The 25,505-nt window shown below is 72.2% G+C and carries 22 protein-coding genes; 13 read left to right on the top strand and 9 right to left on the bottom strand.

What is annotated here, in order from left to right; all coding sequences use genetic code 11:
* The first annotated feature begins 72 nt into the window (after nt 1–72).
* The 4 genes from ABZ434_RS27750 to ABZ434_RS27735 all read left to right on the top strand — a co-directional run bounded on the left by ABZ434_RS27750 (nt 73) and on the right by ABZ434_RS27735 (nt 4,975).
* Complete coding sequence (locus ABZ434_RS27750) at nt 73–1,275, top strand: family 1 glycosylhydrolase (RefSeq protein ID WP_359142300.1); 1,203 nt, start codon at nt 73–75, stop codon at nt 1,273–1,275.
* Between the two features lie 263 nt (nt 1,276–1,538).
* Nucleotides 1,539–2,006, top strand: coding sequence for a hypothetical protein (locus tag ABZ434_RS27745; protein ID WP_359142298.1), 468 nt, complete (start codon nt 1,539–1,541; stop codon nt 2,004–2,006).
* A 63-nt stretch (nt 2,007–2,069) separates the two neighbouring features.
* Entirely contained in the window at nt 2,070–4,193 is a 2,124-nt protein-coding gene (locus tag ABZ434_RS27740) for a TPM domain-containing protein (RefSeq protein WP_359142389.1), read from the top strand.
* Nucleotides 4,194–4,261: 68 nt separating this feature from the next.
* Nucleotides 4,262–4,975, top strand: coding sequence for a PspA/IM30 family protein (locus ABZ434_RS27735; protein WP_359142296.1), 714 nt, complete (start codon nt 4,262–4,264; stop codon nt 4,973–4,975).
* Between the two features lie 22 nt (nt 4,976–4,997).
* On the opposite strand, the gene ABZ434_RS27730 is transcribed toward ABZ434_RS27735, so the two are convergent.
* From ABZ434_RS27730 to ABZ434_RS27710, 5 genes are all read right to left on the bottom strand, one after another.
* Nucleotides 4,998–7,562, bottom strand: coding sequence for a SpoIIE family protein phosphatase (locus ABZ434_RS27730; protein ID WP_359142387.1), 2,565 nt, complete (start codon nt 7,560–7,562; stop codon nt 4,998–5,000).
* 207 nt (nt 7,563–7,769) lie between these two features.
* Nucleotides 7,770–8,198 carry an ATP-binding protein gene (locus ABZ434_RS27725; RefSeq protein WP_359142385.1) on the bottom strand — a complete coding sequence of 143 codons (429 nt, stop codon included), beginning with the start codon at nt 8,196–8,198 and terminating at the stop codon, nt 7,770–7,772.
* A 176-nt stretch (nt 8,199–8,374) separates the two neighbouring features.
* On the bottom strand, nt 8,375–8,779 hold the full coding sequence (locus ABZ434_RS27720) for a (deoxy)nucleoside triphosphate pyrophosphohydrolase (RefSeq protein ID WP_359142294.1): 405 nt from the start codon (nt 8,777–8,779) through the stop codon (nt 8,375–8,377).
* A gap of 89 nt (nt 8,780–8,868) precedes the next feature.
* On the bottom strand, nt 8,869–9,051 hold the full coding sequence (locus ABZ434_RS27715) for an SPOR domain-containing protein (RefSeq protein ID WP_359142292.1): 183 nt from the start codon (nt 9,049–9,051) through the stop codon (nt 8,869–8,871).
* Between the two features lie 272 nt (nt 9,052–9,323).
* Nucleotides 9,324–10,076: a GntR family transcriptional regulator gene (locus ABZ434_RS27710; protein WP_148020513.1), complete on the bottom strand. Its 753-nt coding sequence runs from the start codon at nt 10,074–10,076 to the stop codon at nt 9,324–9,326.
* Nucleotides 10,077–10,349: 273 nt separating this feature from the next.
* Between ABZ434_RS27710 and ABZ434_RS27705 the strand changes: the two genes are divergently transcribed.
* From ABZ434_RS27705 to ABZ434_RS27695, 3 genes are all read left to right on the top strand, one after another.
* A complete protein-coding gene (locus tag ABZ434_RS27705) occupies nt 10,350–11,732 on the top strand; it encodes a glycoside hydrolase family 18 protein (RefSeq protein WP_359142289.1) in 1,383 nt (460 codons plus the stop codon).
* 66 nt (nt 11,733–11,798) lie between these two features.
* Nucleotides 11,799–12,914, top strand: coding sequence for a pyridoxal-phosphate dependent enzyme (locus tag ABZ434_RS27700; protein ID WP_359142287.1), 1,116 nt, complete (start codon nt 11,799–11,801; stop codon nt 12,912–12,914).
* Between the two features lie 79 nt (nt 12,915–12,993).
* Nucleotides 12,994–15,588: a glycosyl hydrolase family 65 protein gene (locus tag ABZ434_RS27695; protein WP_359142286.1), complete on the top strand. Its 2,595-nt coding sequence runs from the start codon at nt 12,994–12,996 to the stop codon at nt 15,586–15,588.
* A 144-nt stretch (nt 15,589–15,732) separates the two neighbouring features.
* Here the strand turns inward: ABZ434_RS27695 and ABZ434_RS27690 are convergent, their stop codons facing one another.
* Nucleotides 15,733–16,626 (bottom strand): EamA family transporter, encoded by an 894-nt coding sequence (locus ABZ434_RS27690; protein ID WP_359142284.1) that lies wholly within the window; start codon nt 16,624–16,626, stop codon nt 15,733–15,735.
* Between the two features lie 40 nt (nt 16,627–16,666).
* On the opposite strand from ABZ434_RS27690, the gene ABZ434_RS27685 reads away from it, so the two are divergent.
* Nucleotides 16,667–17,191 carry a MarR family transcriptional regulator gene (locus tag ABZ434_RS27685; RefSeq protein ID WP_359142282.1) on the top strand — a complete coding sequence of 175 codons (525 nt, stop codon included), beginning with the start codon at nt 16,667–16,669 and terminating at the stop codon, nt 17,189–17,191.
* 302 nt (nt 17,192–17,493) lie between these two features.
* Here the strand turns inward: ABZ434_RS27685 and ychF are convergent, their stop codons facing one another.
* Complete coding sequence (gene ychF / locus ABZ434_RS27680; protein ID WP_359142280.1) at nt 17,494–18,582, bottom strand: redox-regulated ATPase YchF; 1,089 nt, start codon at nt 18,580–18,582, stop codon at nt 17,494–17,496.
* A gap of 580 nt (nt 18,583–19,162) precedes the next feature.
* Here ychF and ABZ434_RS27675 point away from each other — a divergent pair.
* Nucleotides 19,163–19,693: a DUF6542 domain-containing protein gene (locus ABZ434_RS27675; RefSeq protein WP_359142383.1), complete on the top strand. Its 531-nt coding sequence runs from the start codon at nt 19,163–19,165 to the stop codon at nt 19,691–19,693.
* A 22-nt stretch (nt 19,694–19,715) separates the two neighbouring features.
* On the opposite strand, the gene ppgK is transcribed toward ABZ434_RS27675, so the two are convergent.
* Nucleotides 19,716–20,453, bottom strand: a complete 738-nt coding sequence (gene ppgK / locus ABZ434_RS27670; RefSeq protein WP_359142278.1) for a polyphosphate--glucose phosphotransferase — start codon at nt 20,451–20,453, stop codon at nt 19,716–19,718.
* Nucleotides 20,454–20,542: 89 nt separating this feature from the next.
* A complete protein-coding gene (locus tag ABZ434_RS27665) occupies nt 20,543–21,532 on the bottom strand; it encodes a 4-hydroxy-3-methylbut-2-enyl diphosphate reductase (protein WP_359142276.1) in 990 nt (329 codons plus the stop codon).
* Between the two features lie 86 nt (nt 21,533–21,618).
* Here ABZ434_RS27665 and ABZ434_RS27660 point away from each other — a divergent pair, with 86 nt between their 5' ends.
* From ABZ434_RS27660 to ABZ434_RS27645, 4 genes are all read left to right on the top strand, one after another.
* Complete coding sequence (locus tag ABZ434_RS27660; RefSeq protein ID WP_359142274.1) at nt 21,619–22,983, top strand: APC family permease; 1,365 nt, start codon at nt 21,619–21,621, stop codon at nt 22,981–22,983.
* Nucleotides 22,984–23,043: 60 nt separating this feature from the next.
* Nucleotides 23,044–24,255, top strand: coding sequence for an exodeoxyribonuclease VII large subunit (xseA, locus tag ABZ434_RS27655; protein WP_359142272.1), 1,212 nt, complete (start codon nt 23,044–23,046; stop codon nt 24,253–24,255).
* Nucleotides 24,256–24,343: 88 nt separating this feature from the next.
* Nucleotides 24,344–24,610: an exodeoxyribonuclease VII small subunit gene (locus ABZ434_RS27650; protein ID WP_359142270.1), complete on the top strand. Its 267-nt coding sequence runs from the start codon at nt 24,344–24,346 to the stop codon at nt 24,608–24,610.
* A 152-nt stretch (nt 24,611–24,762) separates the two neighbouring features.
* A complete protein-coding gene (locus tag ABZ434_RS27645) occupies nt 24,763–25,353 on the top strand; it encodes a malonic semialdehyde reductase (RefSeq protein WP_359142268.1) in 591 nt (196 codons plus the stop codon).
* Nucleotides 25,354–25,505: the final 152 nt, after the last annotated feature.

Here is a 25,505-nt window from a genome sequence, read left to right as displayed (position 1 = left end):
ACACGTACGAGGCCGCGCACCCCGCACCCCTGCCCGGCCGCACCCCCTCACGCACCAGAAGGACAGTTCGCGATGACGCACACCCAGGTCCCGTTCCCCGAAGGCTTCCTGTGGGGCGCCTCCACGGCCGCCCACCAGATCGAGGGCAACAACACCAACAGCGACTGGTGGGTCAAGGAGCACACCGCGGGCACCCACATCCAGGAGCCCAGCCTGGATGCCTGCGACAGCTACCACCGCTGGCACGAGGACATGGACGTGCTGGCCGGACTGGGCTTCACCGACTACCGGTTCTCCATCGAGTGGGCCCGCATCGAGCCCGCCGAGGGCCGGTTCTCCCGGGCCGAGCTCGCCCACTACCGCCGGATGGTCGAGGGCGCCGTCGAGCGCGGGCTGCGCCCCATGGTCACCCTGCACCACTTCACCGTCCCCCAGTGGTTCGAGGCCCGGGGCGGCTTCACCTCCGAGGGCGCGACCGAGCTGTTCGCCCGTTATGTCGCGGCCTGCGCACCGGTCATCGCCGAAGGCGTCAGCCACGTCTGCACCATCAACGAGCCGAACATGATCGCCGTCATGGCGGGCCAGGCCAAGCGCGGCGACATCGGCTTCCCGCCCGCCGGTCTGCCGACCCCGGACGACGAGACCACCGTGGCCGTGATCGCCGCCCACCACGCGGCCGTCAAGGAGGTCAGGGCGATCAACGCCGGCATCCAGGTCGGCTGGACCGTCGCCAACCAGGTCTACCAGGCCCTCCCCGGCGCCGAAGAGGTCACCGCGGCCTACCGCCACCCCCGCGAGGACGTCTTCATCGAAGCCGCCCGCGGCGACGACTGGATCGGCGTGCAGTCCTACACCCGGACCCTGATCGGCACCGACGGCCCGATCCCCACCGCGGACGACGTCGAGCGCACCCTCACCCAGTGGGAGTACTACCCCTCCGCCGTCGGCCACGCGCTGCGCCACACCGCCGACATCCTGGGCCCCGGCATGCCGTTGATCGTCACCGAGAACGGCATCGCCACCGACGTCGACAGCCGCCGCATCGACTACTACACCGGCGCGTTGAACGAGGTCGCCTCCGCGCTGGAGGACGGCCTCAACATCCAGGGCTACCTGGCGTGGAGCGCGCTCGACAACTACGAGTGGGGCTCCTACGCGCCCACCTTCGGCCTCATCGGCTGGGACCCCGAGACGTTCGAGCGGCTGCCCAAGCCGTCCGCCGTCTGGCTGGGCGAGATGGGCCGCACCCGCACCCTGCCGCGCGACGCCGGCTGAGACCGGTCCCAGGACCGGGAGCTCCTGACGGCTCCCGCCCGTACGGGAGCCGGCGGAACCTGACATCCGCCGGCTCCCGTACCGCACCGCCGCTTCACCGCACCACCCGGCACGGCTCGGGCCGTGCCGGCAGTCGCACCCGAAACGGCGCCGGAGGCGCGGCACCGCTCCCGGCGCCTGTCCGCGTCCGCACGTCCGTGGCCCTCGATTCCCGGTGTGCCGTGGCAGTATGACCGGCATGATGTCCCCCTGCCGAAAGGCCCATGCCGCGTAAGCGGCCCGGCGCGCTGCGCGCCGCCCCTGACCGCACGCCCGTATGGCTGTGCGAGCCGGGAAGGATCAGCTCGCTCTCGCTCGCGACGAGCGCCGCCATCCGGCGCGTGGAGTACGCGCACGAGGACTACGAGGTCTACCCGGGTGTCACCTCGGCCGCCCTGCTCCGCTACCGGCTCTTCCTCGCCCGTCCCGGGCGCATCCTCTGGCCGAGCCTCGCCCGGTGCTCCTGTCCCGGCTGCTCGCTCGACGACGTGACCCACGTACGGGACGCGCTGGCGGAGGTTCTCGCCCTGCTGCCGGCCCGGCCCCGGGCCGAGCTGTCCCGCCTCGTCACCCGACTGGACCGCAGACTGCTGCGTCGCACCCTCCCCTCCCCGCACTCCGCATCGGATCCGTGGCGGAGCCGGGCCTGGTGGCGGATGCGCCTGTACGACGGGGAGGTGGATCCGCCGTGACGTGCGGTGCCGTTCCTCGTCGGGTCGCGGGGCACCTGGGGCGGACATAGCCTCACGAACGTGATGCCGCCTGTGAGCCGAACCCGGATCCTCATACCGGGCCGGGCCCTGCTCGCTGTGCTGTTGACGGTGTGCTGGCTGGCCCTCTGCCCCGCGCCGGCCGCTCGCGCCGACGGGCCGATCACGCTGTCCCGCGACGGACAGATCACCGACAAGGTGGGCGCGCTCGGGGACCGCAGGGCCCAGGTGGTCACCGCGCTCGACCGGCTCTACGACCAGCGCCGTGTCCAGCTCTTCGTGGCCTACGTCCGTGACTTCTCCGGGCGGTCCGCACAGGACTGGGCCGACGAGACGGCCGACCGCAACGGGCTCGGCCTCGACGACGTGCTGCTGGCCGTCGCCACCCACGACCGGCAGTACGCGTACTCCGTCGACCAGGCCTCCCGCCTCACCGACGCGCAGCTCCAGGACGTGGCGAGCACCGCCATCGAGCCGGCGCTCAAGGAGAACGACTGGGCAGGTGCCGCGATCGGGGCCGCCGACGGGTACTCCGCCGTCCTGGCCGGCTCGCCCGTCCCGACCCCGACGATCACCCCCGGCCCGGACGACCCCGGCACGGGGAGCTCCGGCGGGACGAGCACCGGCGACCTGGTGCTGCCGATCGTGCTCGTCGGCGGCGCCGCAGCGGTAGCGGCGTACGCGTTCACCCGCCGCAAGCGGCGCGCCACCACCCGTACGACGCCCGGTGCGACGGGCTGGGGACCGGCCGGAGGCGGGCGGGACGAACCCCGGCCCCCCACCCCGCTCCCCGAACTGGACGCCCGGGCCAAGGAGACGCTCGTCGGCACGGACGACGCCGTCCGCACGAGCGAGGAGGAACTGGGATTCGCCACCGCCCAGTTCGGCGAGGAAGCCGCCGCGCCGTTCACCGAGGCGGTCACCCACGCCAAGGGCGAGCTGACCGCGGCGTTCCGGTTGCGTCAGCAGCTCGACGACGCCTTTCCCGAGGACGATGCCACGCGCCGGCGGATGCTGGACGAGATCCTCAGCCGCTGCGCGGACGCCAACGCCCGGCTGGACGACGTCTCCGAGGACTTCGACCGGCTGCGGGAACTGGAACGTGACGCCCCACAGGCACTGACCGCGGCCGAGACCGCGTTCCGCTCCCTCGCCGGCCGGGTCTCCGCCGCCGAGGCCACGCTCACCACCTTGCGCGGCCGCTACGCGGAGTCCGCGTCGGCCCCCGTGGCGGGCGACATCGAACAGGCCAAGGACCGGCTCCTCTTCGCGACGTCGTCGCTCAACCAGGCGCGGCAGGCGGTCGACAGCGGCGACCACGCCGCGGCGGCGGTGTACGTACGGGCCACCGAGGGGGCGGTCGGCCAGGCGGCCACCCTCGCCGACGCCGTCGACCGGCGCGCGCGGGAACTGGAGGAGGCGGCGGCCAGGCTGCCGGCCGCGCTCACGGAGACAGAGACGGACCTGGCGGACGCGGGAGGGCTGCTGGAGGGCACCGGGGAGGGCGTGTCCACCGCGGACCTCCGCGGCCGGATCGCGCGTGCGGAGTCGGTGGCCCGTGCTGTGCGGGAGGAGCTGGACGCGGGTGCGTACGACCCGATCGACGCCCTGCGCCGCGTGGAGGAGGCGGACGCCGTGCTGGACGAGGCCTTGGCCGGTGCGCGCGAGCAGGAGCAGGGCAACCGGCGGGCCCGGTCCCTGCTCGACAGGACGATGCTCACCGCGCGGTCGGCCATCGGTGCCGCCGCCGACTACGTCACCACGAACCGCGGTGCGGTCGGCAGCCAGGCCCGGACCCGGCTGGCGGAGGCCCAGCGGCGGCTGGAACAGGCCCGCGAGCTGGCCGGGACGGACGATCCGCAGGCCGCGCTGGCCGAGGCGCAGCGGGCGGAGGCCATGGCCGGGGAGGCTCTGGGCCTCGCGGAACAGGACGTGCGCGCGTACGGGGGCCGGGGCGGCCCGGGCGGCGGGGTGCCGGGGGGCGGCGGGGGCGTGGGCGGCGCGGTGCTCGGCGGGATCATCCTCGGCGGGCTCCTGGGCGGCGGAGGCGGTCGAGGGGGCGGCTTCGGGGGTGGCGGGTTCGGCGGCGGGTTCGGCGAGGGCGGCGGGCCGGGCAGCTTCGGCGGTGGGGGCACCCGCGGCCGGCGCGGTGGTGGTGGCCGTTTCTGAGCGAGGCCCACAGCCGTACACGTACATGCCCCGTAGCTCAGCAGGACCGGACACACAGGAGAGGTGCCATGACCAAGCAGACCATTCTCGGACGCGTCACCCAGCTGGCGAAGGCCAACATCAACGCTCTGCTCGACCAGGCCGAGGACCCGCAGAAGATGCTGGACCAGCTGATCCGCGACTACACGTCCAACATCTCGGAGGCCGAACAGGCCGTGGCCGCGACCATCGGCAATCTGCGGCTCATGGAGCAGGACCACCGCGAGGACGTCGCGGCGGCCAGGGAGTGGGGCGAGAAGGCACTCGCCGCCAGCCGCAAGGCCGACGAGCTGCGGGCGGGCGGGTCGGGCCCGGACGCCGACAAGTTCGACAACCTGGCCAAGGTCGCGCTCGGCCGCCAGCTCCAGTCGGAGAAGGAGGCGACGACCGCCGAGCCCACCATCGCCGCCCAGACCGAGGTGGTGGACAAGCTGAAACTGGGCCTGGACCAGATGAAGGCGAAGCTGACGGAGCTGAAGTCCAAGCGTGACGAACTGGTCGCCCGTGCCAAGTCGGCCCAGGCCCAGAACCAGATGATGGACTCCGTCAAGAGCATCGACGTCCTGGACCCGACCAGCGAGATCAGCCGGTTCGAGGACAAGGTGCGGCGCGAGGAGGCGAAGGCGCTGGGCAAGCAGGAGCTCGCCGCGTCGTCGCTGGACGCCCAGTTCGAGCAGTTGGACACGCTGGGCAACAGCGCCGAGGTGGAGGCGCGCCTCGCCGCCCTGAAGACCGCCTCGTAAGTCCCTCGCCACCGGGCCCGGGTCAGAACATGCTGAGCAGTTCCTCCACCGTGCGCTCGACGGCCGGTCCGCCGTCGGGCAACGGGAGTTCGAACCAGACGGTCTTGCCGCGCGGTGTCCGGCGCGACCCCCAGGCCGCGCTCAGCAGCCCGACGAGCTGGAGTCCGCGGCCGCCCTCGTCCGTGTCGCGTGCGCGCCGGCGCCGCGGCTGGACGAGGCCCGCGTCCCACACCTCGCACACGAGGGTGCGGTCACGTAGCAGTCTGAGCCGGATCTCGCCCTCGCCGTATCGCAGGGCGTTGGTGACCAGTTCGCTGACCAGCAGTTCGGTGGTGTCCACCAGGTCGTCGAGGTCCCAGGCGATCAGCCGTCCGCGGGCCAGTTCGCGGGCGCGGCCGACCGAGCGGGGCTCGCGGGGCAGCCGCCAGTCCCCGACGGCGTCGGCCGGCAGCCCCTGGATGCGGGCCATCAGCAGCGCGATGTCGTCCTCGCCGTGCCGGGTGTCGAGCGAGCTCAGAACGTGGTCGCAGACGTCCTCGAGGGGCCGGGCAGGTTCGACGAGGGCCTGGCGCAACGCTTCGAGGCCCTCGTCCAGGGGATGGTCGCGGGACTCGACGAGTCCGTCGGTGTACAGGGCGAGGAGGGCGCCCTCCTTGAGCTCCACCTCGACCTCTTCGAAGGGTTCGCCGCCGACGCCGAGCGGCATGCCGGGCGGGACGTCGAGGAGCAGTGCCGCTTCGCCGGGCTCGACGACGACGGGGGGGAGGTGGCCTGCGTTGGCGAAGGTGCAGCGGCGCGTGACGGGGTCGTAGACGGCGTAGACGCAGGTCGCCAGATAGACCTCGGAGAGGTCCGCCTCGCGTGACTTGTGGGCGGCCCGCGAAGGCCACTGGGCGCCGCCGCCCGCATCGGACGAGGTGCCCGCGCCGGGGGTGCCGAGGCCCCGGGCGACCTCGTCGAGCGCGGAGAGCACCTCGGCGGGTTCCAGGTCGAGGAGGGCCAGGGTCCGCACGGCGGTGCGCAGTTCCCCCATCGCCACGGCTGCGCGCAGTCCGCGCCCCATCACGTCGCCGACGACGAGGGCGGTGCGATGGCCGGGGAGTTCGATCACGTCGAACCAGTCGCCGCCCACCTCGGTCGCCGTGTTGCCGGGCAGGTAGCGGCAGGCGATGTCGAGGCCGGCGGCCTCGGGGTCGCCGGGCGGCAGGAGGCTGCGCTGGAGTATCAGCGCGCGCTCGTGCTCGCGGCGGTAGAGGCGGGCGTTGTCGATGCAGACGGCGGCGCGTGCGGCGAGTTCGGTCGCCAGGGCGCGGTCCCGCTCACCGAAGGGTTCGCTGCCCTTCGTACGGGAGAACTGCACGAGGCCGACCACGGTGTCGTGGGCGACCAGCGGCACGGCGAGCGTGGACTGGACGAAGCCGCGGTCGTCCCCCGGCACGTCCTCCACGTGGCCGGTGCGCAGGGCGATGGCGCAGGGCGAGCCGAAGGAGTAGTGGTGCACGGCGCCGAGGGCGGGCGCGTCGTCGGTCGTACGGGGGCCGCCGTCGGTCGCGGGGTCCGGGATGCCGGGCACCGCGTCCGACACCGCGCTGGCGAACGCGACGCGGCGCAGTCCGGCGGAGCCGCCGACCGCCTCCCCGCGCAGGGAGCCGACGCTGCCGGGCGCCGTCTCCTCGCCGGTGAGCAGGGCCTGGTAGAGGTCGACGGACGCGAGGTCGCAGAAGCCGGGTACGGCGACGTCGAGGAGTTCGCGGGCCGTCGTCTCGAGGTCGAGGGAGTTGCCGATGCGGGCGCTCGCCTCGTTGAGGAGGGCGAGGTTGCGCCGGGCGCTGGCCGCTTCCCGGGCGGCGATGTGTCGCCGGGTCACATCGGTGGCCAGTCCGGCGATGCCGATGGGGCGGCCCGAGCCGCTGTGCACCCGGTAGAGGTTCATCGACCAGTGGCGGCGCTCGGTGTCGCCGGGGGCGGTGCCGACGAGCTGAAGGTCGGTGACGGAGTCGCCCGTGGCCAGGACGCGTTCGAGCGTGGCCGTCAGCCGGTCCGCCTCCGCGCCCGCGAGGTAGTCGTGGACCGTGCGGCCGCGGTGGTCGTCGGCCCGGCCGCCGAAGACCGTGGCGAAACGCTGGTTGGCCCGCACCACGGTGAGGTCGGTGCCGAACAGTACGAAGCCGAACGGGGATTGGCCGAAAATCGCCTGCGAGGCGGCGAGGTCCGTCTCGATGAGGCGCAGGGCGCGGACGTCCACCACGATGCAGACCGCGGCCCGTTCACCGGTGGCCGTCTCGCTCGGCATCACATAGATCTCGGCGAGCCCGTGCACGGCGTCCTCGCCCGGCATCCGGAAGGGGACGAGGCCTGTCCACTCCTTGCCGTCGAGCACCTCGCCGATCCGGCGGTGGCCGTCCCGGCGCAGCTCGGCGGGCATGAAGGCCTCCACCGGGTCCCTGCCCATGGCCTCGTGAGCGGCAACGCCGAAGAGGCCGGCGGCCCGGCGGCTCCACTGCTCGATCAGGCCATCGGGGCCGATCGAGAAGGAGGCGACCCTGATGTAGTCGTAGATCGAGCCAGGCGGACTGCTCTGCCACACGACGTCGCCCGCTGTCCCAGGTATTTCGCTCACGCGACCGTCCCCTCCAGCTCACACACCGGACCGGTCCTGCCCGCAGTATTCAGCACTACGGCCCCGACCGACACGGCGTTCACGATCACAGCACGGTCTCAGTCCGTTTCGGCCAGATTCTGACCGGCCGATTCCGACCTGTCTTCCGTGATCGTTTTTTGTCCCACCTCACTCCTAACCAGGCAGGGCCAGCTCGAACCACACCGTCTTGCCGTTCTTTCCGCGCCGCGTCCCCCATCGCCTGGCCGAACAGGCGACGAGCTGCAAGCCCCTGCCGCCCTCGTCGTCGGGTCCAGCCGTACGTTCGGTGGGCGGATCCGGAACCGGATCGGAGACTTCCACGATGAGGCCGGGGTGTGCCGCGGGACCTTCCCCGTCGGGCCGGGGGCGCACCAGCCGCACTCCGATGGGGCCCGCCGTGTACCGCATCGAGTTGGTCACCAGCTCACTGACCAGCAGAACCGCCACATCACCCACGGCCGCGTCGAGCCCCCAGCAGCTCAGCGCCTCGTGGACGGCGTGCCGCGCCGTGCGCACAGCGCCGGGAACAGCCGGAAAGCTCCACTCGGCGCTGTCGCCTTCGGTATCGATCACGCCGATCACTTCCCAGGGCCAGCGACGGGGGATGCCCTGCGTGCGGGGGCTAAACACCACATACCCGAAATTCAGGACGAAATACCGCCGGTGTCGACACGTGGGGCGTACGGGTGTAGCAGCGCGCGCACGAACGGCTGTGCGCGGAGGGAGGGGGCGCACGGGCCCGGGGCCGGGCGCTCCACTCAGCGGTGTGCGCCGCCGGGCTGCCGGCGTACGGCTTCGGCCACGGCGGGCAGGTCCTGCTCCAGCCAGTCCACCGTGCCGCTCTCGCCCGGTCCGAGCCAGCGCAGCTCGTCGTGGTCCTGGAGCGGCGCGGGCACACCGGACACCAGGCGGGCCGTCCACACACGGAGTACATAGCCGGGCTTGAGCGGCCACTCACCGGGGACCCGCTCCAGCGGCTCCACCTCGATGCCCAGCTCCTCACGGAGCTCACGCACGAGCGCCTGCTCGCCGCTCTCCCCCGGCTCCACCTTGCCGCCGGGCAGTTCCCAGCGTCCGGCCAGCTCGGGCGGGGCGCTGCGGCGCGCGGCCAGCAGCCGCCCCCGGTCATAGACGGCTCCGGCCACCACCACGCGATCAGTCATGGTTCGGAGCGTAACGCCCCGTCACCGACGCCCGGAAAGTGCCGCAACAGCCGCGCCGCGGCCGCGGGGGCGAACGGATCGCAGGCCCCCTAGGGGCGCGCGGTCTGCCCTGTGCGCTCGACCCAGTAGAGCTGCTCGTGCCCGCGGTCCTGGAGCTTGTCGGCGGTCCGCTGCGCCTCGTCCTGCGTGGCATACCTGCCCACGCGGTAGCGGTTGCCGTTGTCGTCCTGCCGTATCACCAGCCAAGGGAGCACGGCACCGCTGTCGCTCATCGTGCCCCTCCCGAGCATTGCGCCCCTCCCCTGAACGGCGTGCACGTCTCTAAGGATCCCCAGGAAACCGCAGTACGCATATGCCCGAGCCTACGCCTGACCTTTACTCAACGCATGCGTAATTGCACAAAGAGATACCGATCCGGCCAGGAGTGGACCAACGCACCGGGGGGCGCATCCTCATGGATGCGCCCCCCGGTGTCCCGCAGCCCCCTCGCAGCACCGGACAGGCGCCGGGCAACGGGACATGACAAGCCGTTACACGGCGTCGCTCACCGGACCGGAAGGTGGTAGGCGACCCGGTAGCGATCGGCCGGCACCACCACGTCGGCGGTCTCGACCGGGCGGCCCGACGCGTAGTACGTCCGCTCGATCACCATCACCACGTGACCCGGCACCCCGCCGAGCGCCAGGAGCTCCTCCGCCAGCCCCGGGCGCGCGCCGACCTGTTCGGCCACGTTGTCCACGACGACATCGATCGCGGCCATCCGCTCGACCACCCCACAGCCGCCCAACGGGCCCTCCTCCGGCAGCATCACCGGCGTGCGCCCCGTGACCGCGAGGGTCTCCCAGGAGGTGGAGAGCATCATCGGCTCGCCGCCGTCCCGGAACACGTAGCGCGTCCGCATCACCCGGTCGCCCGGCTCGATCCCGAGCCGCTCGGCGACCTCCGGGCTCGCGCCCTCCTGCTCGCTCCGGGACTCCCAGGTCCCCCGGGCACCCTCCGCCGTCTGCTCCTGCCGGAACGGGCTGGCCCCGGCCTCCGAGCGGAAGCCGGAACGGGCGATCCGGCGCGGGACCGGGCGCTCACGCACATACGTGCCGGAGCCGGAACGCCCCTCGACCAGGCCCTCGGCCATCAGCACCTTGCGCGCTTCGAGCGCGACGGTGTCCGAGACCCCGTACTCCTCGCGGATACGCGCCTGCGACGGCAGACGCGTATGCGGCGGCAGCGAACCGTTGGCGATCTTCTCCCTCAGATCGCTCGCAACGCGCAGATAGGCGGGCTGCTCACCGAAAGTCACAGGCCACTCCCCAAGAGGTTGACAGACTGCAACAGCGTCGCAACCGTCGGTTCCCGACCGCAAGCACAGGCCAGAGTTTCACTCGAAGTGATGATTCGCCGCGGACGTGCGCATACCCGCGCCGGGCACTGCGACATCTTCGGCCGTTCCGGTGCGCCCCACCCCTTGACCTCGTTTGGTCCAGACCAATAGTTTCCTCTCCACACAGCACGGCCACGCACTTCCCGCACATGTCTCAGCACATGCCTCCGCACACGCACAGGAACGGGCCTCATGCGTCGAAGAACCCTGTCCGGACTGGCCATTGCCGCCTGCGCCTTCTCGCTGGCCGCCACCCTCGCCCCCGCCGCGAACGCCTCCGGGGGCCACGGCAAGGACCACGGCGGTGGCAGCCACGCAGGCGCGCCCGCCTACAAGCGCGTCGGCTACTTCACCCAATGGGGCGTCTACGGACGCGACTTCCAGGTCAAGGACCTGGAGACGAGCGGCACGGCGGCCAAGCTCACCCACATCAACTACTCGTTCGGCAACGTCAGCGCCGACGGCAAGTGCTTCACCGGCAACGTGCCCGGAGAAGCCGACGCCTGGGCCGACTACGTCCGTCCGCTGGACGCCGCGGGCTCGGTGGACGGCGTCGCCGACACCGACGACCAGGCCCTCGCGGGCAACTTCAACCAGCTGCGCGAGCTCAAGGCCAAGCACCCCGGCCTCAAGGTGATGATCTCGCTCGGCGGCTGGAGCTGGTCCACGCACTTCTCGGACGCGGCCCGCACCGCGGCCTCCCGCAAGGCCTTCGTCTCGTCGTGCATCGACCTGTACATCAAGGGCAATCTGCCGGTGGACGGGACGCGCGGCGGCGAGGGCGCGGCGGCCGGCCTCTTCGACGGCGTGGACATCGACTGGGAGTGGCCGGGATCCGCCGGTGACTCCGACACGGTGTACCGCCCCGAGGACAAGCGGAACTTCACGGCGCTGGTCCACGAGTTCCGTACCCAGCTCGACGCGTACGCGAAGAGCAGCGCCGCCTCGCGCGACGGCGGCCACCACGGATCGAAGCCCCGGCACTACGACCTCTCGGCGTTCGTACCCACGGCCCCCGAGAAGATCGACGCCGGCTTCGACGTCCCGCGCATCATGCGGGACTTCGACTTCGTGAACCTCCAGGGCTACGACTTCCACGTCTCCGGCGAGAAGACCACCGCCCAGCAGTCCGCGCTGTACGCGAAGGGCGACTTCAGCGTCGACCAGACCGTGCGCGACTGGCTCAAGCGCGGCGCCCCCGCCCGCAAGCTCGTGATGGGGATGCCGTTCTACGGCCAGGGCTGGACCGGTGTGACCGGTGGCGGCGACGGCCTCGGCCAGCCCGCCGCGGCGCCCGCCCCCGCCACCTGGGCGGCCGGTTACGAGGACTACAAGGCCCTCAGGAAGCTGGCCGAATCCGGTACGTACAAGGTCCACCGCAACGCCCGTGACGGCAGCGCCTGGCTGTTCGACGGCACCACGCTGTGGACGTACGACGACCCGCAGGTGCTGCGCACCAAGACCGCGTACATCCGCGACCACCGGCTCGGCGGCGCGATGTTCTGGTCGCTGGACGGGGACACGGAGGACGGCGAGCTGATGACCGCCGTCGACCGCGGACTCTCCCGGCGGTAGGACCTCCTTCCGGGGTGGCTGCGCCGTCGCGGCCACCCCGGACCCCGCCCCGCCCTCGCGGCTGGCATGCTGGCCGCCATGGCCCCCACCTACCGCTGCCCGCAGGACGGCACCCGTGCCGACGTCACCTCGCTCACCTGGTGCTGCCCGGTCTGCCGCGGACCGTGGGACCTGGACTTCGAGAGTGCGGGCCCATTGCGCCCCGGTGATCTGGCCGGCCGGGTCAACTCCCTGTGGCGTTACGAGGAGGTCCTGCCGCTCTCCTCACCCGCGACCACCCTCGGCGAGGGCCGCACCCCGCTCGTGCCGCTCACCGGCACGGTCTCGGCCAAACTCGACTTCCTGATGCCGACGCTCTCCTTCAAGGACCGCGGCGCCGTGATGCTGGCCGAGCTGGCCCGCCGTCTGGCCCCCGAGCGCGTCGTCGCGGACAGCAGCGGCAACGCGGGCACGGCCGTCGCCGCGTACTGCGCCCGCGCCGCACTGCCGTGCACGGTGTACGTCCCCGAGGGAACGTCGCCGAAGAAGACCGAGCAGATCAGGGCCCACGGAGCCCGGCTGGAGGTCGTCCCCGGGGACCGCGAGGCGACCGCGCTGGCGGCCCGCGCCGCCGCCGACGAGCCGGGCACCTTCTACGCCTCGCACGTCTTCAACCCGTACTTCCTGCACGGCACGAAGACGTACGTGTACGAACTCTGGGAGGACCTGGGCGGCCGCCTCCCCGACGCCGTCGCCGTACCCGTCGGCAACGGCACGCTCCTCCTCGGCGCCGCCCTGGCCATCGCGGAACTCCTCGCCCAGGGGCTGATCGACACCCGCCCCGCGCTGATCGCCGTCCAGGCAGAGGCCGTGTCCCCGCTGGCCGCGGCCTTCCACGCGGGGGCGGACGACCTCGTCGACGCCCCGGCCGGTGCCCCGGCCTCCCCCACCCTGGCCGAGGGCATCGCCATCCCACGCCCCCCGCGCGCCCGGGCGATCCTGGCGGCGGTACGGGAGTCGGGCGGCACCTTCCTGACCGTGACCGAGGATCAGATCCGCACGGCCCAGAGGGATCTGGCCGCCCGCGGCTTCTACGTGGAGACGACGGGCGTGGCCTGCTGGGCGGCGGTGGGCGGCTGGACGGACCGCAGCGTCGTCGTACCCCTGTGCGGAGCGGGCCTCAAGACGGGGCTCGCGGCCTGAGCGTCCGCGCTCCGCGCGTCAGCCGTTCACCCGCGCGCCGTGCCCCGTCGCACCGCGCCCGCTTCCCTACGTTCGTACCGTGAGCCTTTCGCGTACCTCTCTCCTCACGTCCCTCCTCGCCTGCGCCCTGATCGCGCCCCTGCCGCCCGTCGCGTCGGCCACCGTCCCCTCGTCGCCCGCCGCTCCCGGCGTGGCCTGCGGCCGTGACACGGACCCCGCCTGGGCCCCGACGTCCACCGCCTACGGCGAGGCCGCCGGCTACGACCCGTACGTGGGCAACGGGTATCTGGGGCACCGCGTGCCGGCGGCGGGTGCCGGGTACGCCGAACGCGACGAGAAGACCGGCTGGCCGCTGTTCACCCCGCGCTACGGCGGCGCGTTCGTCTCCGGACTCTTCGGCCGCGAGGAAGACCTGGCGGCCGGCCGCGAAGTGGTTGCCGCGCTGCCGAGCTGGACCGGCCTCGGTGTGCGTGTGGGCGGGGAGACGTACGGCTCCGCCACTCCGGCGGCCCGGATCTCCCACTACCGCCAGACGGTGTTCCTGCGCTGCGGGCTGGTGCGCACGTCGTTGCGCTGGACCACGGCCGACGGCCGCGCGACCGACCTGACGTACGAGGTGCTGACCGACCGCTCCGACGTGCACACCGGCGCCGTCCGGCTGCGGATGACCCCGCACTGGACCGGGACGGCCACGGTGAGCGGGCGGCTCGATCCGCGCGGCGCACGCCGGATCGACCTGGAGGACGACGGAACGTTCCGCACCCGGGGCACGGGCACGGCGGGCGCGATCGTCCAGACGGTGCGCCCGGCCGGCACGAACGGGCTGGCTTCCCGGGTGAGTTCCGGGCGTACGTACACGTTCGAGAAGTACGTCGGGGTGGACACCGCGCTCACCTCACGCGCTCCGCGCACCACCGCGCGCGAGGCGTCCCGGCGTGCGGCGCGGCGCGGCTGGGCCGGCGTCCTCGCCGAGAACGCCGCCGTCTGGCGCCGCGACTGGTCCGCCGACGTGTCCGTGCCGGGCAGTCCCGATCTGCAGAAGTGGCTGCGCTCCGCCCAGTACGGGCTCCTCGCCTCCACCCGCGCCGGTTCCCGGGACAGCATCGCCCCGGCCGGGCTGACCAGCGACAACTACGCGGGCATGGTGTTCTGGGACGCGGAGACCTGGATGTACCCGGGACTGCTGGCCACCCGCCCCGAACTGGCCCGTCCGGTGGTCGAGTACCGCTACCGGACCCGTGACGAAGCGCGTACGAACGCCGAGAAGCTCGGGTTCAAGGGGCTGTTCTACCCGTGGACGAGCGCGAGCAGGGGCAACCTCTGGTCCGAGTGCCAGAGCTGGAACCCGCCGCACTGCGTGACCCAGAACCACCTCCAGGGCGACGTGTCGCTGGCCGTCTGGCAGTACTACCTGGCCACCGGCGACCGCGACTGGCTGGCCGGTCACGGCTGGCAGATGCTCCAGGGCATCGCCGAGTTCTGGGCCTCGCGCGCCACCGCGAACGACGACGGCAGCTACTCCGTGAAGGAGGTGGCCGGCCCGGACGAGTACAGCAACGGCGTCACGGACGGGGTGTTCACCAACGCCGTCGCGGCCACCGCCCTGCGCAACGCCACCCGCGCGGCGCAGCTCCTCGGGCACCCGGCTCCCGCGGAGTGGACCGCGGTCGCGGACGGACTGCGGATCCCGTACGACGCGGACCGCAAGCTCTACCTCCAGTACGCGGGTTACGACGGTTCGACGATCAAGCAGGCCGACACGGTCCTGCTGATCTACCCCCTGGAGTGGCCGATGGAGCCGGGTGCGGCGGCCTCGACGCTCGACTACTACGCGGCGCACACCGATCCGGACGGCCCGGCGATGACGGACTCGGTGCACGCGATCGACGCGGCGGCGATCGGGGAGCCGGGATGCGCCACGTACACCTACCTCCAGCGCGCGGTGCGCCCCTTCATCCGGGGCCCCTACGCGCTCTTCAGCGAGGCGCGGGGCGCGAAGGCGGGCGCGCAGGACCCGTTGTCCGGCTTTCCCGCCGAGGACTTCCTCACCGGGAAGGGCGGCTTCCTCCAGGTGTTCACCCACGGGCTGACGGGTCTGCGCCTGCGGGAGGACGGGGTGCGGCTTGACCCGGTGCTGCCGCCTCAGCTGAGCGACGGCGTGAGGCTGACGGGCCTGCGCTACCAGGGGCGTACGTACGACATCGCGATCGGTCCCCGGACGACGGAGGTCCGCCTCACCTCGGGCGCCCCCTTCACCGTTCACACCCCGTCCGGCCGACGCTCCCTGTCCACCACCCTCACCCTCCCCACGCGCCGCCCGGACCTGACGCGGACCACCGACGCGGCCCGCTGCCGCCCGGTGACGGCGACGTCCGAGACGCCGGGCCTGTACGCGGTCGCGGCAGTGGACGGCAGTGCGGCGACGGCCTGGTCGCCCGACGGGGAGACGGGCGCGCTGACGGTGGACCTGGGGCGGGCGGCCCCGGTGACCGGCATCGCGCCCCGGTGGACGGACGTGCCCCCCGCCTCGCACCTCCTGGAGACCTCGGCCGACGGCAGGAACTGGCAGCCGTACCGGTCGGGGGCGGTGGCCCGCGAGGTGCGGCTGACCGTCCGTTCGACGGACGCGGCCGAGCCGACGGGCGTACGGGAACTGACGGTCACGCAGCCATAGGGTGCGCGCGGGCGATGGGGCCCGAGGCTCAGCCGGTGCCGAGTGGTGCGGCTGTCCGGAAGTACGTCGAGAGGGCCGGGCAGGCGGGTGTCCGCCCGGCGCCCGGACGGCAGGCGGGGCAGGTCGAGGCCGTCGCTCCGGACCTCACGGAGCAGGACTGGGGCGGGTGCGGAGGATCCCGGCCGGCCTCCGGCCCGCCCCCGGCCGGCCGAGCAGGATCCCGCCCAGCACGAGGACGAGCCCGCAGATCTGCCGGAGGGTGAGCGACTCCCCGGCGATGACGGTGCCGAGCAGCACTCCGGTCACCGGGTTGAGGAGCCCCACCAGCCCCACGGTCGCGGCCGGCAGGTGGCGCAGGCCCGCGAACCAGGCGGCGAAGGCGAGGGCGGTCGCCACCACGGTGACGTAAGCGAATCCGAGGACGGCCGGCAGGTCGAGGGCGGGCGGGGCGCCTTCCACGGCCGCGGCGAGCGGCAGCAGCAGGACGCCGCCGGCTGTCAGCTGCCAGGAGGTCGAGGCGAGGACATCGGTGCCCGCTCCCCAGCGCTTGGTGAGCACGTATCCGAGGGAGGACATGAGCAGTGCCGTGACCGAGGCCAGCACCCCGCGGATGTCGGCCGAGGCGGTCCCGTTCAGCAGCATGAGGCACACCCCGCCGATCCCGGCGGCGGCCCCCAGCAGCGGCAGCGCACCCGGCCGTTCGGCCACGAGCGCCCAGGCGATCAGCATCATGGCCACCGGTGAGGCGGCCATGATCGTCGAGGCGGTGCTGGTCGGGAGCAGTTGCGCGGCGACGTAGACGAGGGCGAAGAAACCGCCCATGTTGAGGACGCCGAGCACGGCGGCCTTCCACCACCAGGAGCCGCGGGGCCGTTGGCGCCGTACGGCCAGGAGCAGCAGCCCGGCGGGCAGGGCCCTGATGGCGGCACCGTACAGCGGGGTCTCGGCGGGCAGGTAGGCGTGGGTCACGTAGTAGTTCGTGCCCCAGGCCACCGGAGCGATCGCCGTGATGAGCACCCATCGCAAAGTAGCTTCCATGGAAGCCAATATACCTTCCCAGGAAGCTACACTGTGAGTCATGCCGGATACCAGCACCCCCCACCCTCTCGACCACGTGGCCCGCATCCAGGCCGAATGGACACGCGAGCGCCCGGATCTCGACGTGAGCCCCCAGGCCGTGATCGGCCGCCTGCACCGGCTGGCCGGGCTCCTCACGGAGGAACTCTGCGTGGTCTACCGCCGGTTCGGCCTGAGCGAGGGCGAGTTCGACGTACTGGCCGCACTGCGCCGGGCCGGGGAGCCGTTCGAGCGCGCGCCGGGCGAACTGGCCACGCACACGATGGTCACGACCGGCGCGATGACCAAACGCATCGACCGCCTGGAACGCACGGGCCTGGTCACCCGCCGCCGAGCGGCCGACGACGGCCGCGCCCGCGTGGTCGCCCTCACCCAGGCCGGCCTCGACCTGATCGACCGGGCCTTCACGGAGCACATGCGCAACGAACGCCGCCTCCTCGACACTCTGACCGCAGACGAGACGGCGGCGCTGGAGCCCCTGCTGACGGCATGGCTGGGACGGCTGGAACCGCCACAGGGAGGCTGAGGCCGCACCCTCCGGTCCTCGCACCAGAGGGTCGGAGCCGATTGGCTGGATCATTACGTAGATCGAATCTCACTCCCCGCCAGCCGCTCAGGCATGCCGCACGTAAACGCAACAGGAGGGGAGATCGAGAGGGGCCTGGAGCCAGCACAGGGGGGGTCGGCAGGGATATCGACGGGTGATGGGGCGTCAGTTGCCCCAGCATCATCCCGGCACGGGAAACCACAAAGGGCCGACTCCCGGAGGAGTCGACCCCTTCTGACCCGCTCGCTTGACGAGTCACTTGGCGTGGAGCAACGGACTGATCACACGTTGAAGCGGAACTCCACCACGTCCCCGTCCTGCATGACGTAGTCCTTGCCCTCCATGCGCGCCTTGCCCTTGGCGCGGGCCTCGGCGACCGAGCCCGTCTCGACCAGGTCGTCGAAGGAGATGATCTCCGCCTTGATGAAGCCCTTCTGGAAGTCGGTGTGGATCACACCGGCCGCCTCAGGGGCCGTGGCGCCCTTCTTGATCGTCCAGGCGCGGGTTTCCTTCGGGCCTGCCGTGAGGTAGGTCTGCAGGCCCAGGGTGTCGAAGCCGACGCGGCCGAGGGTGGCGAGGCCGGGCTCCTCCTGGCCCATCGACTGGAGCAGTTCGAGGGCCTCGTCGTCGTCGAGCTCGATCAGCTCGGACTCGATCTTGGCGTTCAGGAAGATGGCCTCGGCGGGGGCGACCAGAGCGCGCTGCTCGTTCTTGAAGTCCTCGTCGACCAGCTCGTCCTCGTCGACGTTGAAGACGTAGAGGAAGGGCTTGGTGGTGAGGAGGTGCAGCTCGTGGAGGAGGCGGCCCTTCTCGGTGCCGGCGGTGATGCCCGCGTGGAAGAGGGTGTCGCCCGCCTCCAGGATCTTCTGGGCCTCCTCGACCGCGGCCAGGACGGCGACCTTCTCCTTCTGGAGACGGGCCTCCTTGGTGAGGCGGGGGACGGCCTTCTCGACGGACTGGAGGTCGGCGAGGATCAGCTCGGTGTTGATCGTCTCGATGTCGTCCTTGGGCGAGACCTTGCCGTCGACGTGGACGACGTTCTCGTCCTTGAAGGCGCGGATGACCTGGCAGATCGCGTCAGACTCGCGGATGTTCGCGAGGAACTTGTTGCCCAGGCCCTCGCCCTCGCTCGCGCCGCGCACGATGCCCGCGATGTCGACGAAGTCGACCGTAGCCGGGAGCAGCTTCTGGGAGCTGAAGATCTTCGCGAGGGTGTTCAGCCGCGGGTCGGGAACCCCGACGACACCGACGTTCGGCTCGATCGTGGCGAACGGGTAGTTGGCCGCCAGCACGTCGTTCTTGGTCAGGGCGTTGAAAAGGGTCGACTTGCCGACATTCGGCAGACCGACGATTCCGATCGTGAGCGACACGGTGGCGACTTCCCTAGGGGGTGGACGGGCTCGAATGGACGTCGGGCCCGGGTGGGCCGATTCTCCAGTTTACGGGCGGGGGCGGGTGGCCGGTCACGGGTCCCGAGGGGCGGGGCGGGGCGGTCGGCCGGCCACGGGTCCCGAGGGGCGGGGCGGGGCGGTCGGCCGGCCCCAGGTCCCGCGGGGCGGGGGACGGTCACGGGTCCCGCCGAGCGGGAAGGGTGGACGGTCACGGGCGCGACCGGCCCGTCCCGCTGCCGGCGGCGGCGGGTGCACGGGTCCCGACCAGTACCCGTCCCTCCACCGGAAGCGTGCCGCATCCGTGCCGGACCCGTGCGGAATGCGTGCCGAATCGGTTCCCGTTGGGCCGTGTGGCATCGAACTCATCGCCCAGGTCGCCCAAAGCGCGTGTCCCGCACCCGCTTCCGCCCGCCCGGCGACCTACGTTGTCCCGGTGGAGCAGCACAGGACACGTCCCCCGCAGCGCAGGCAGACCCGGCCAACCCCGCTGTCCCCGCTCGGGACCAAGGAAGCCACCGGCGCCGAGGCGTCCGTCGGCGACGGCGCGGCCGTCTATCGCGTGAGTGCGCCGGCGGACCGGGCCCGCCCGGTGGCGCCCGCCGTGCTCGCCCTGCGGCGGCTGCCCAATCCCCGGCTGACCGGCATCGGCGCCGGCCTCTTCGCCGCCGCCGTCATGTTCGTCGTCGGCTGCGCGGACTGGCTGCTGTTCGACGGCTCGTCCGCCGTGTTCGGTGTGCTGTTCCTGCCGGTCAGCGCGCTGGCCGCGCTCTGGGTGCGCCCCGCCGACCTGGTGACCGCGCCGATCAGTGTGCCGATCGCGTTCGCCGTCGGCATCATCCCGATCTCCGGCGGCACGGGCGGCTTCGGCGGGCAGACCATGGCCGTCGTCACCGCCCTCGCCGTCCATGCCGGCTGGCTGTACGGCGGCACGCTCATCGCCGGACTCATCGCGACCGTGCGCAAGGTCCGCCTGATGCGGGCCCGGCAGCGGCGGATGCTGCTGGCCGCGCAGACCGCGCGGCCGGCCGGACACCCCTCGCCCGCGGCCCGGCCCGCCGGACGGACTCCGCGGCGCCCCTCCCGCCGTTAGGCCGACGGGCGGCGCCGGGCGCTCAGCGGCCCGCCGCCGCCATCGCCGCGCCCACGATGCCCGCGTTGTTCTGCAGCTCCGCGGGCACCATCTCGGCCCGTACGTGCTCGATGAGCGGCAGGAACTTGTCGGCCTTGCGGCTGACTCCGCCGCCGATGATGAAAAGCTCGGGCGAGAACAGCATCTCCACATGGGCCAGGTACTTCTGCACCCGGTGCGCCCAGTGGTGCCAGCTCAGGTCCTCGTCCTCCTTGGCCTTGGTGGAGGCGTGCTTCTCCGCGTCGTGGCCGTGCAGCTCCAGATGGCCGAGCTCGGTGTTGGGCACGAGCCTGCCGTCGATGAAGAGCGCGCTGCCGATGCCCGTACCGAGGGTCAGCACGATGACCGTGCCCTTGCGGTCGCGGCCCGCGCCGAAGGTCATCTCGGCGATGCCCGCCGCGTCCGCGTCGTTCAGGACGGTGACCGGGAGGCCGAGCTTGTCGCCGAGCAGGGTGCGGGCGTCCAGGTCGATCCAGCCCTTGTCGACGTTGGCCGCGGTCCGGGTCAGACCGCTGGTGACGACACCGGGGAAGGTGATGCCCACCGGCCCCTGCCAGTCGAAGTGGCCGACCACCTCTGCCACGCACCCGGCCACGTCCTCGGGGGTGGCCGGGTGCGGGGTGAGTACTTTGTGGCGCTCCTGCGCCAGGTCTCCGCGGTCCAGGTCCACGGGAGCACCCTTGATCCCGGATCCGCCGATGTCCACGCCGAAGATCTCCATGTGATCCACGGTACGGGCACCCGGCCCCGCTCACTTCCCGGAACGGAAAACCGAAGGAAGACGGAACGGGGGACCGATGGCCCCGGGTGCTACTCCGCCGACAGCGCCGCCGCCTCCGCGCGCAGGTCGCGGCGGAGCTCCTTCGGCAGGGAGAAGACGATCGACTCCTCGGCCGCCTTCACGATCTCCACGTCCTCGAAGCTCCGCTCGGACAGCCAGGCCAGGACGCCGTCGACGAGTACCTCGGGCACGGACGCGCCGGAGGTGACCCCGACCGTGGAGACGCCCTCCAGCCAGGTCTCGTCGATCTCGTCGGCGGCGTCGACCAGGTACGAGGCGCCCGCGCCCGCGCCGAGGGCGACCTCGACCAGGCGGACGGAGTTCGAGGAGTTCTTCGAGCCGACGACGATCACCAGGTCGGCGTCCGCCCCCATCTGCTTCACCGCGATCTGGCGGTTCTGCGTGGCGTAGCAGATGTCGTCGCTGGGCGGCGAGATCAGGAGCGGGAACTTCTCCTTGAGCGCCCCGACGGTCTCCATCGTCTCGTCGACCGAGAGCGTGGTCTGGGACAGCCATACGACCCGGGAGGGGTCGCGCACCTCGACGTTCGCGACGTCCTCGGGTCCGTCGACCAGCGTGATGTGGTCGGGGGCCTCGCCGGAGGTGCCGATGACCTCCTCGTGGCCCTCGTGGCCGATCAGGAGGATGTCGAAGTCGTCCTGCGCGAAGCGGACGGCCTCTTTGTGGACCTTGGTGACGAGGGGGCAGGTCGCGTCGATCGTGGCGAGCTTCCGCTCGGCCGCCTCCTCGTGCACGGTCGGCGCGACGCCGTGTGCCGAGAACATGACGATCGAGCCCTCGGGGACCTCCGCGGTCTCCTCGACGAAGATCGCGCCCTTCTTCTCCAGGGTCTGCACGACGTATTTGTTGTGGACGATCTCGTGGCGTACGTAGACCGGGGAGCCGTACTGCTCCAGGGCCTTCTCCACGGCGATCACGGCACGGTCCACGCCCGCGCAGTAGCCACGGGGAGCGGCGAGCAGGACGCGGCGGGGTGTCGTAGCAGTCATGCGTCCCATCGTAAGGCCGTACCGAACAGGCGCGGGGACGACGGGGTCGGGAGACTGATCATCACGCGATCACCGACGCGACCGACGGAGGGCTCATGGCCGGCAGCGGCACGGATTCCGGCAGCACCACCGACCGGGCGGGGCTGCGGCGGACGCTCGGCTTCCGGGACCTGGTGGTCTACGGGCTGCTCTTCATCGCCCCGATGGCCCCCGTCGGCGTCTTCGGCACTCTCGACGCGAAATCCGACGGTGCCGTGGCGCTGGTGTACATCGCCGCGACCGTCGTCATGGCGTTCACCGCCTTCAGTTACGCCCAGATGGTGCGGGTCGCCCCGCTGGCCGGGTCGGTCTTCGCGTACGCGCGCAAGGGGCTCGGCGAAGGACCGGGGTTCATCGCCGGGTGGATGGCGATGCTGGACTACCTGCTGATCCCCGCGGTCGCGTACCTCTTCTCCGGGATCGCGATGAACTCGCTGGTGCCCGAGGTCTCGCGCTGGGTGTGGACGGCGCTTGCGGTGGTCCTCACGACGCTCCTCAACCTCTGGGGCGTACGGGCGGCGGCCCGGGTCGGCTTCGCGGTGCTCGCGATGGAGATCGTGGTGCTGCTGGTGTTCCTGGTGTCCGCGGTGGTGGTGCTCGTACGGGACGGGGCTCAGCGCGGCTGGCTGACGCCGCTCACCGGCGATTCTGGCTTCTCCGCGACGGCGGTCCTGGGCGCGGTGTCCGTGGCGGTGCTCTCGTATCTGGGCTTCGACGCCATCGCCTCGTTCGCGGAGGAGGTGACGGGCGGTTCGGCGAAGGTGGCGCGGGCGGTGCTGTTCTGTCTGGTGCTGGCGGGGGTGCTGTTCGTGGCACAGGCGTATCTGGCGGCGTTGCTGGAGCCGATGTCGTCGGCGGAGCTGGCTGCCGATCCGGTGGCGCAGGGCTCGGCGTTCTACGACACCGTGGACTCCGCGGTCGGGACCTGGCTGCACGATCTGGTGGCGGTCAGCAAGGCGATCGGGGCGGCGTTCGCGGCGCTGGCGGGGCAGGCGGCCGCGGGCCGGCTGCTGTTCGCGATGGCCCGGGAGCGCAGGCTGCCCGCGCTGCTGTCCAAGGTCGATCCGAGCTCGGGGGTGCCGAGGGTCGCGATCCTGATCGCGGCGGTCGTGACACTGGTCGCGGCGGTGTGGGCGGCGCGCCGGGACGACGGTCTGGATCATCTGGTGTCGGTGGTGGACATCGGGGCGCTCACCGCGTTCGTCCTGCTCCACGCGTCGGTGGTCGGCTGGTTCGTGGTGCGCCGGATGGAGGGGCCGCCGAGCTGGTGGCGGCACGTCCTGATGCCGGTGGTGGGCGCCGGGGTGCTGATCGCGGTGATCGTGGAGGCGACGTCGAGTGCTCAGGTGGTCGGCGCGTGCTGGCTGGCGGTGGGGCTGGTGGTGCTGGCGCTGCAACGGGGACGCCGGATGGCCACGTGAGGGCGTGACGGTCGCTGCGGGACCGTCCCGTTGTCGGCGCCGGCCGATACGCTCGCTCGCATGGCTCTCCAAACTTCCCCGGACGCTCCGCTGCCCGTCGGTGACGTGTCGCGGCTGATCGGCGGCTGGATCGACCGGCTCGGCGCGGTCTGGGTCGAGGGGCAGATCACCCAGCTCTCACGGCGGCCGGGTGCCGGAGTGGTCTTCCTGACACTGCGCGACCCCTCGCACGACATCTCGGTGAGCGTGACGTGCTTCCGGCAGGTCTTCGACCGGATCGCGGACGTGGTGACGGAGGGCGCGCGGGTCGTCGTCCTCGCGAAGCCCGAGTGGTACGCGCCCCGGGGCCAGCTCTCGCTGCGGGCCACGGAGATACGGCCGGTCGGCATCGGTGAGCTGCTGGTCCGGCTGGAGCAGCTCAAGAAGTCCCTGGCCTCGGAGGGCCTGTTCGCCCTCGACCGCAAGAAGCCGCTGCCCTTCCTGCCCCAGCTGATCGGGCTGGTCTGCGGGCGCGCTTCGGCGGCCGAGCGCGATGTGCTGGAGAACGCGCGCCGCCGGTGGCCCGCCGTCCGCTTCGAAGTGCGCAACACCGCGGTGCAGGGTGTGCACGCGGTGAACCAGGTGGTCCGCGCGGTCAAGGAGCTCGACGCCGTGGACGAGGTGGACGTGATCGTCGTGGCGCGCGGCGGGGGCAGCGTGGAGGACCTGCTGCCGTTCTCGGACGAGGAGCTGATCCGTACGGTCGCCGCCTGCCGCACGCCGGTCGTCTCGGCGATCGGGCACGAACCGGACTCCCCCCTGCTCGACCTCGTCGCCGACGTGCGGGCCTCCACGCCCACGGACGCCGCGAAGAAGGTCGTGCCCGATGTGGGCGAGGAGCTGGACCGGGTGCAGCAGCTGCGGGACCGGGCGCTGCGGACGGTAAGGGGGCTGCTCGACCGGGAGGAGCGGGGCCTGGCGCACGCGCTGGGGCGGCCCTCCATGGAGCACCCGCAGCGGATGGTGGACGAGCGCGCGTCGGAGGTCGACGCGCTGATCGGGCGCGGCCGGCGGGTGCTGGGGCATCTGCTGGACCGCGCGGACTCGGAGCTGGCCCATACCCGGGCCCGGGTGCTCGCGCTGTCGCCCGCGGCGACGCTGGAGCGTGGCTACGCGGTGCTCCAGCGGGCGGACGGGCACGTGGTCCGGGACCCGGCCGACGCGGGCGCCGCCGGGGACGCGCTGCGGGCCCGGGTCTCCGGGGGCGAGTTCGTGGTGCGGGTCGCCGAGTGAGCAGGACGTCTTGGAGCCGGTAAGCCGGCCCCGGGGCAGCCGGCCGGAGCCGGGATGGACGGACATGCCGACGCATAGGGTGGATCACATGACGGACGACGGGACGACAGCGGCCGCGGGCACGGGCACGCTCGGTTATGAGCAGGCGCGCGACGAGCTGATCGAGGTGGTGCGCCGGCTGGAGGCGGGCGGGACCTCGCTGGAGGACTCCCTCGCGCTGTGGGAGCGCGGCGAGGAGCTGGCGAAGGTGTGCCGGCACTGGCTGGAGGGTGCGCGTGCACGTCTGGACGCGGCACTGGCGGGGCCTGCCGACCCCGGGCACGACGCGGGGGACGCGGCGGCCGACGCCGGCTGAAGGGGCCGACCGGCCGGGAGGAACGACGCAGGACCCTCGCGTTGTGGAGTCGGTCACTCCCCTCCCGTTTTAGTTGAAAGTTAACCTACCTCTCCCGTACGGTGATCGACGTTGCTTGATCCCCCGTGTACGTCCGGAAGGTAATACGCCAGATGTCCCTCGCCCTTGACCCCGCCGCCCAGGACCTCCTCTTCCGTGAGGCCCGCACCGCCAACACCTTCACCGACGAGCCGGTGACCGACGAGCAGGTCCAGGCGATCTACGACCTGGTCAAGTACGGCCCGACGGCGTTCAACCAGTCGCCCCTGCGCGTCGTCCTGGTCCGTTCGGACGAGGCCCGCGCCCGCCTGGTCCCGCACATGGCCGAAGGCAACCAGCCGAAGACCTCGACCGCCCCGCTGGTCGCGATCCTGGCGACGGACAACGAGTTCCACGAGGAGCTCCCGGCGCTGCTGCCGCACTTCCCGCAGGCCAAGGACGCGTTCTTCTCCGAGCGCCCGGTCCGCGAGTCGGCCGCCGCGCTGAACGGCGCCCTGCAGGCCGCGTACTTCATCATCGGCGTCCGTGCCGCCGGCCTGGCCGCCGGCCCGATGACGGGCTACGACGCCGCCGGCATCGAGAAGGAGTTCCTCGACGGCGACCACAACGTGCTGATGGTCGTCAACATCGGCAAGCCCGGCGAGGACGCCTGGTTCCCGCGTCTGCCGCGCCTGGCGTTCGACGAGGTCGTCAAGACCGTCTGAGACCTGCCGCCCCGAGGGGTGTGTACGGACATGAGGAGGGCCCCGAAGCAACGTGCTTCGGACGTACCAGTGGAAGAGGCGGTCGCGGGTCATGGCATCGGGGAACCGCCCGCCGTGCCGGTGAAGCAGCCGGCTCATGACGGGGAACGCGG

Origin of the sequence: Streptomyces sp. NPDC005761 (genome assembly GCF_040630635.1) — a bacterium.
Lineage (GTDB): Bacteria > Actinomycetota > Actinomycetes > Streptomycetales > Streptomycetaceae > Streptomyces.
The sequence above is the reverse complement of the archived record's forward strand: the minus strand, read 5'-3'. Positions and strand labels throughout refer to the sequence as shown.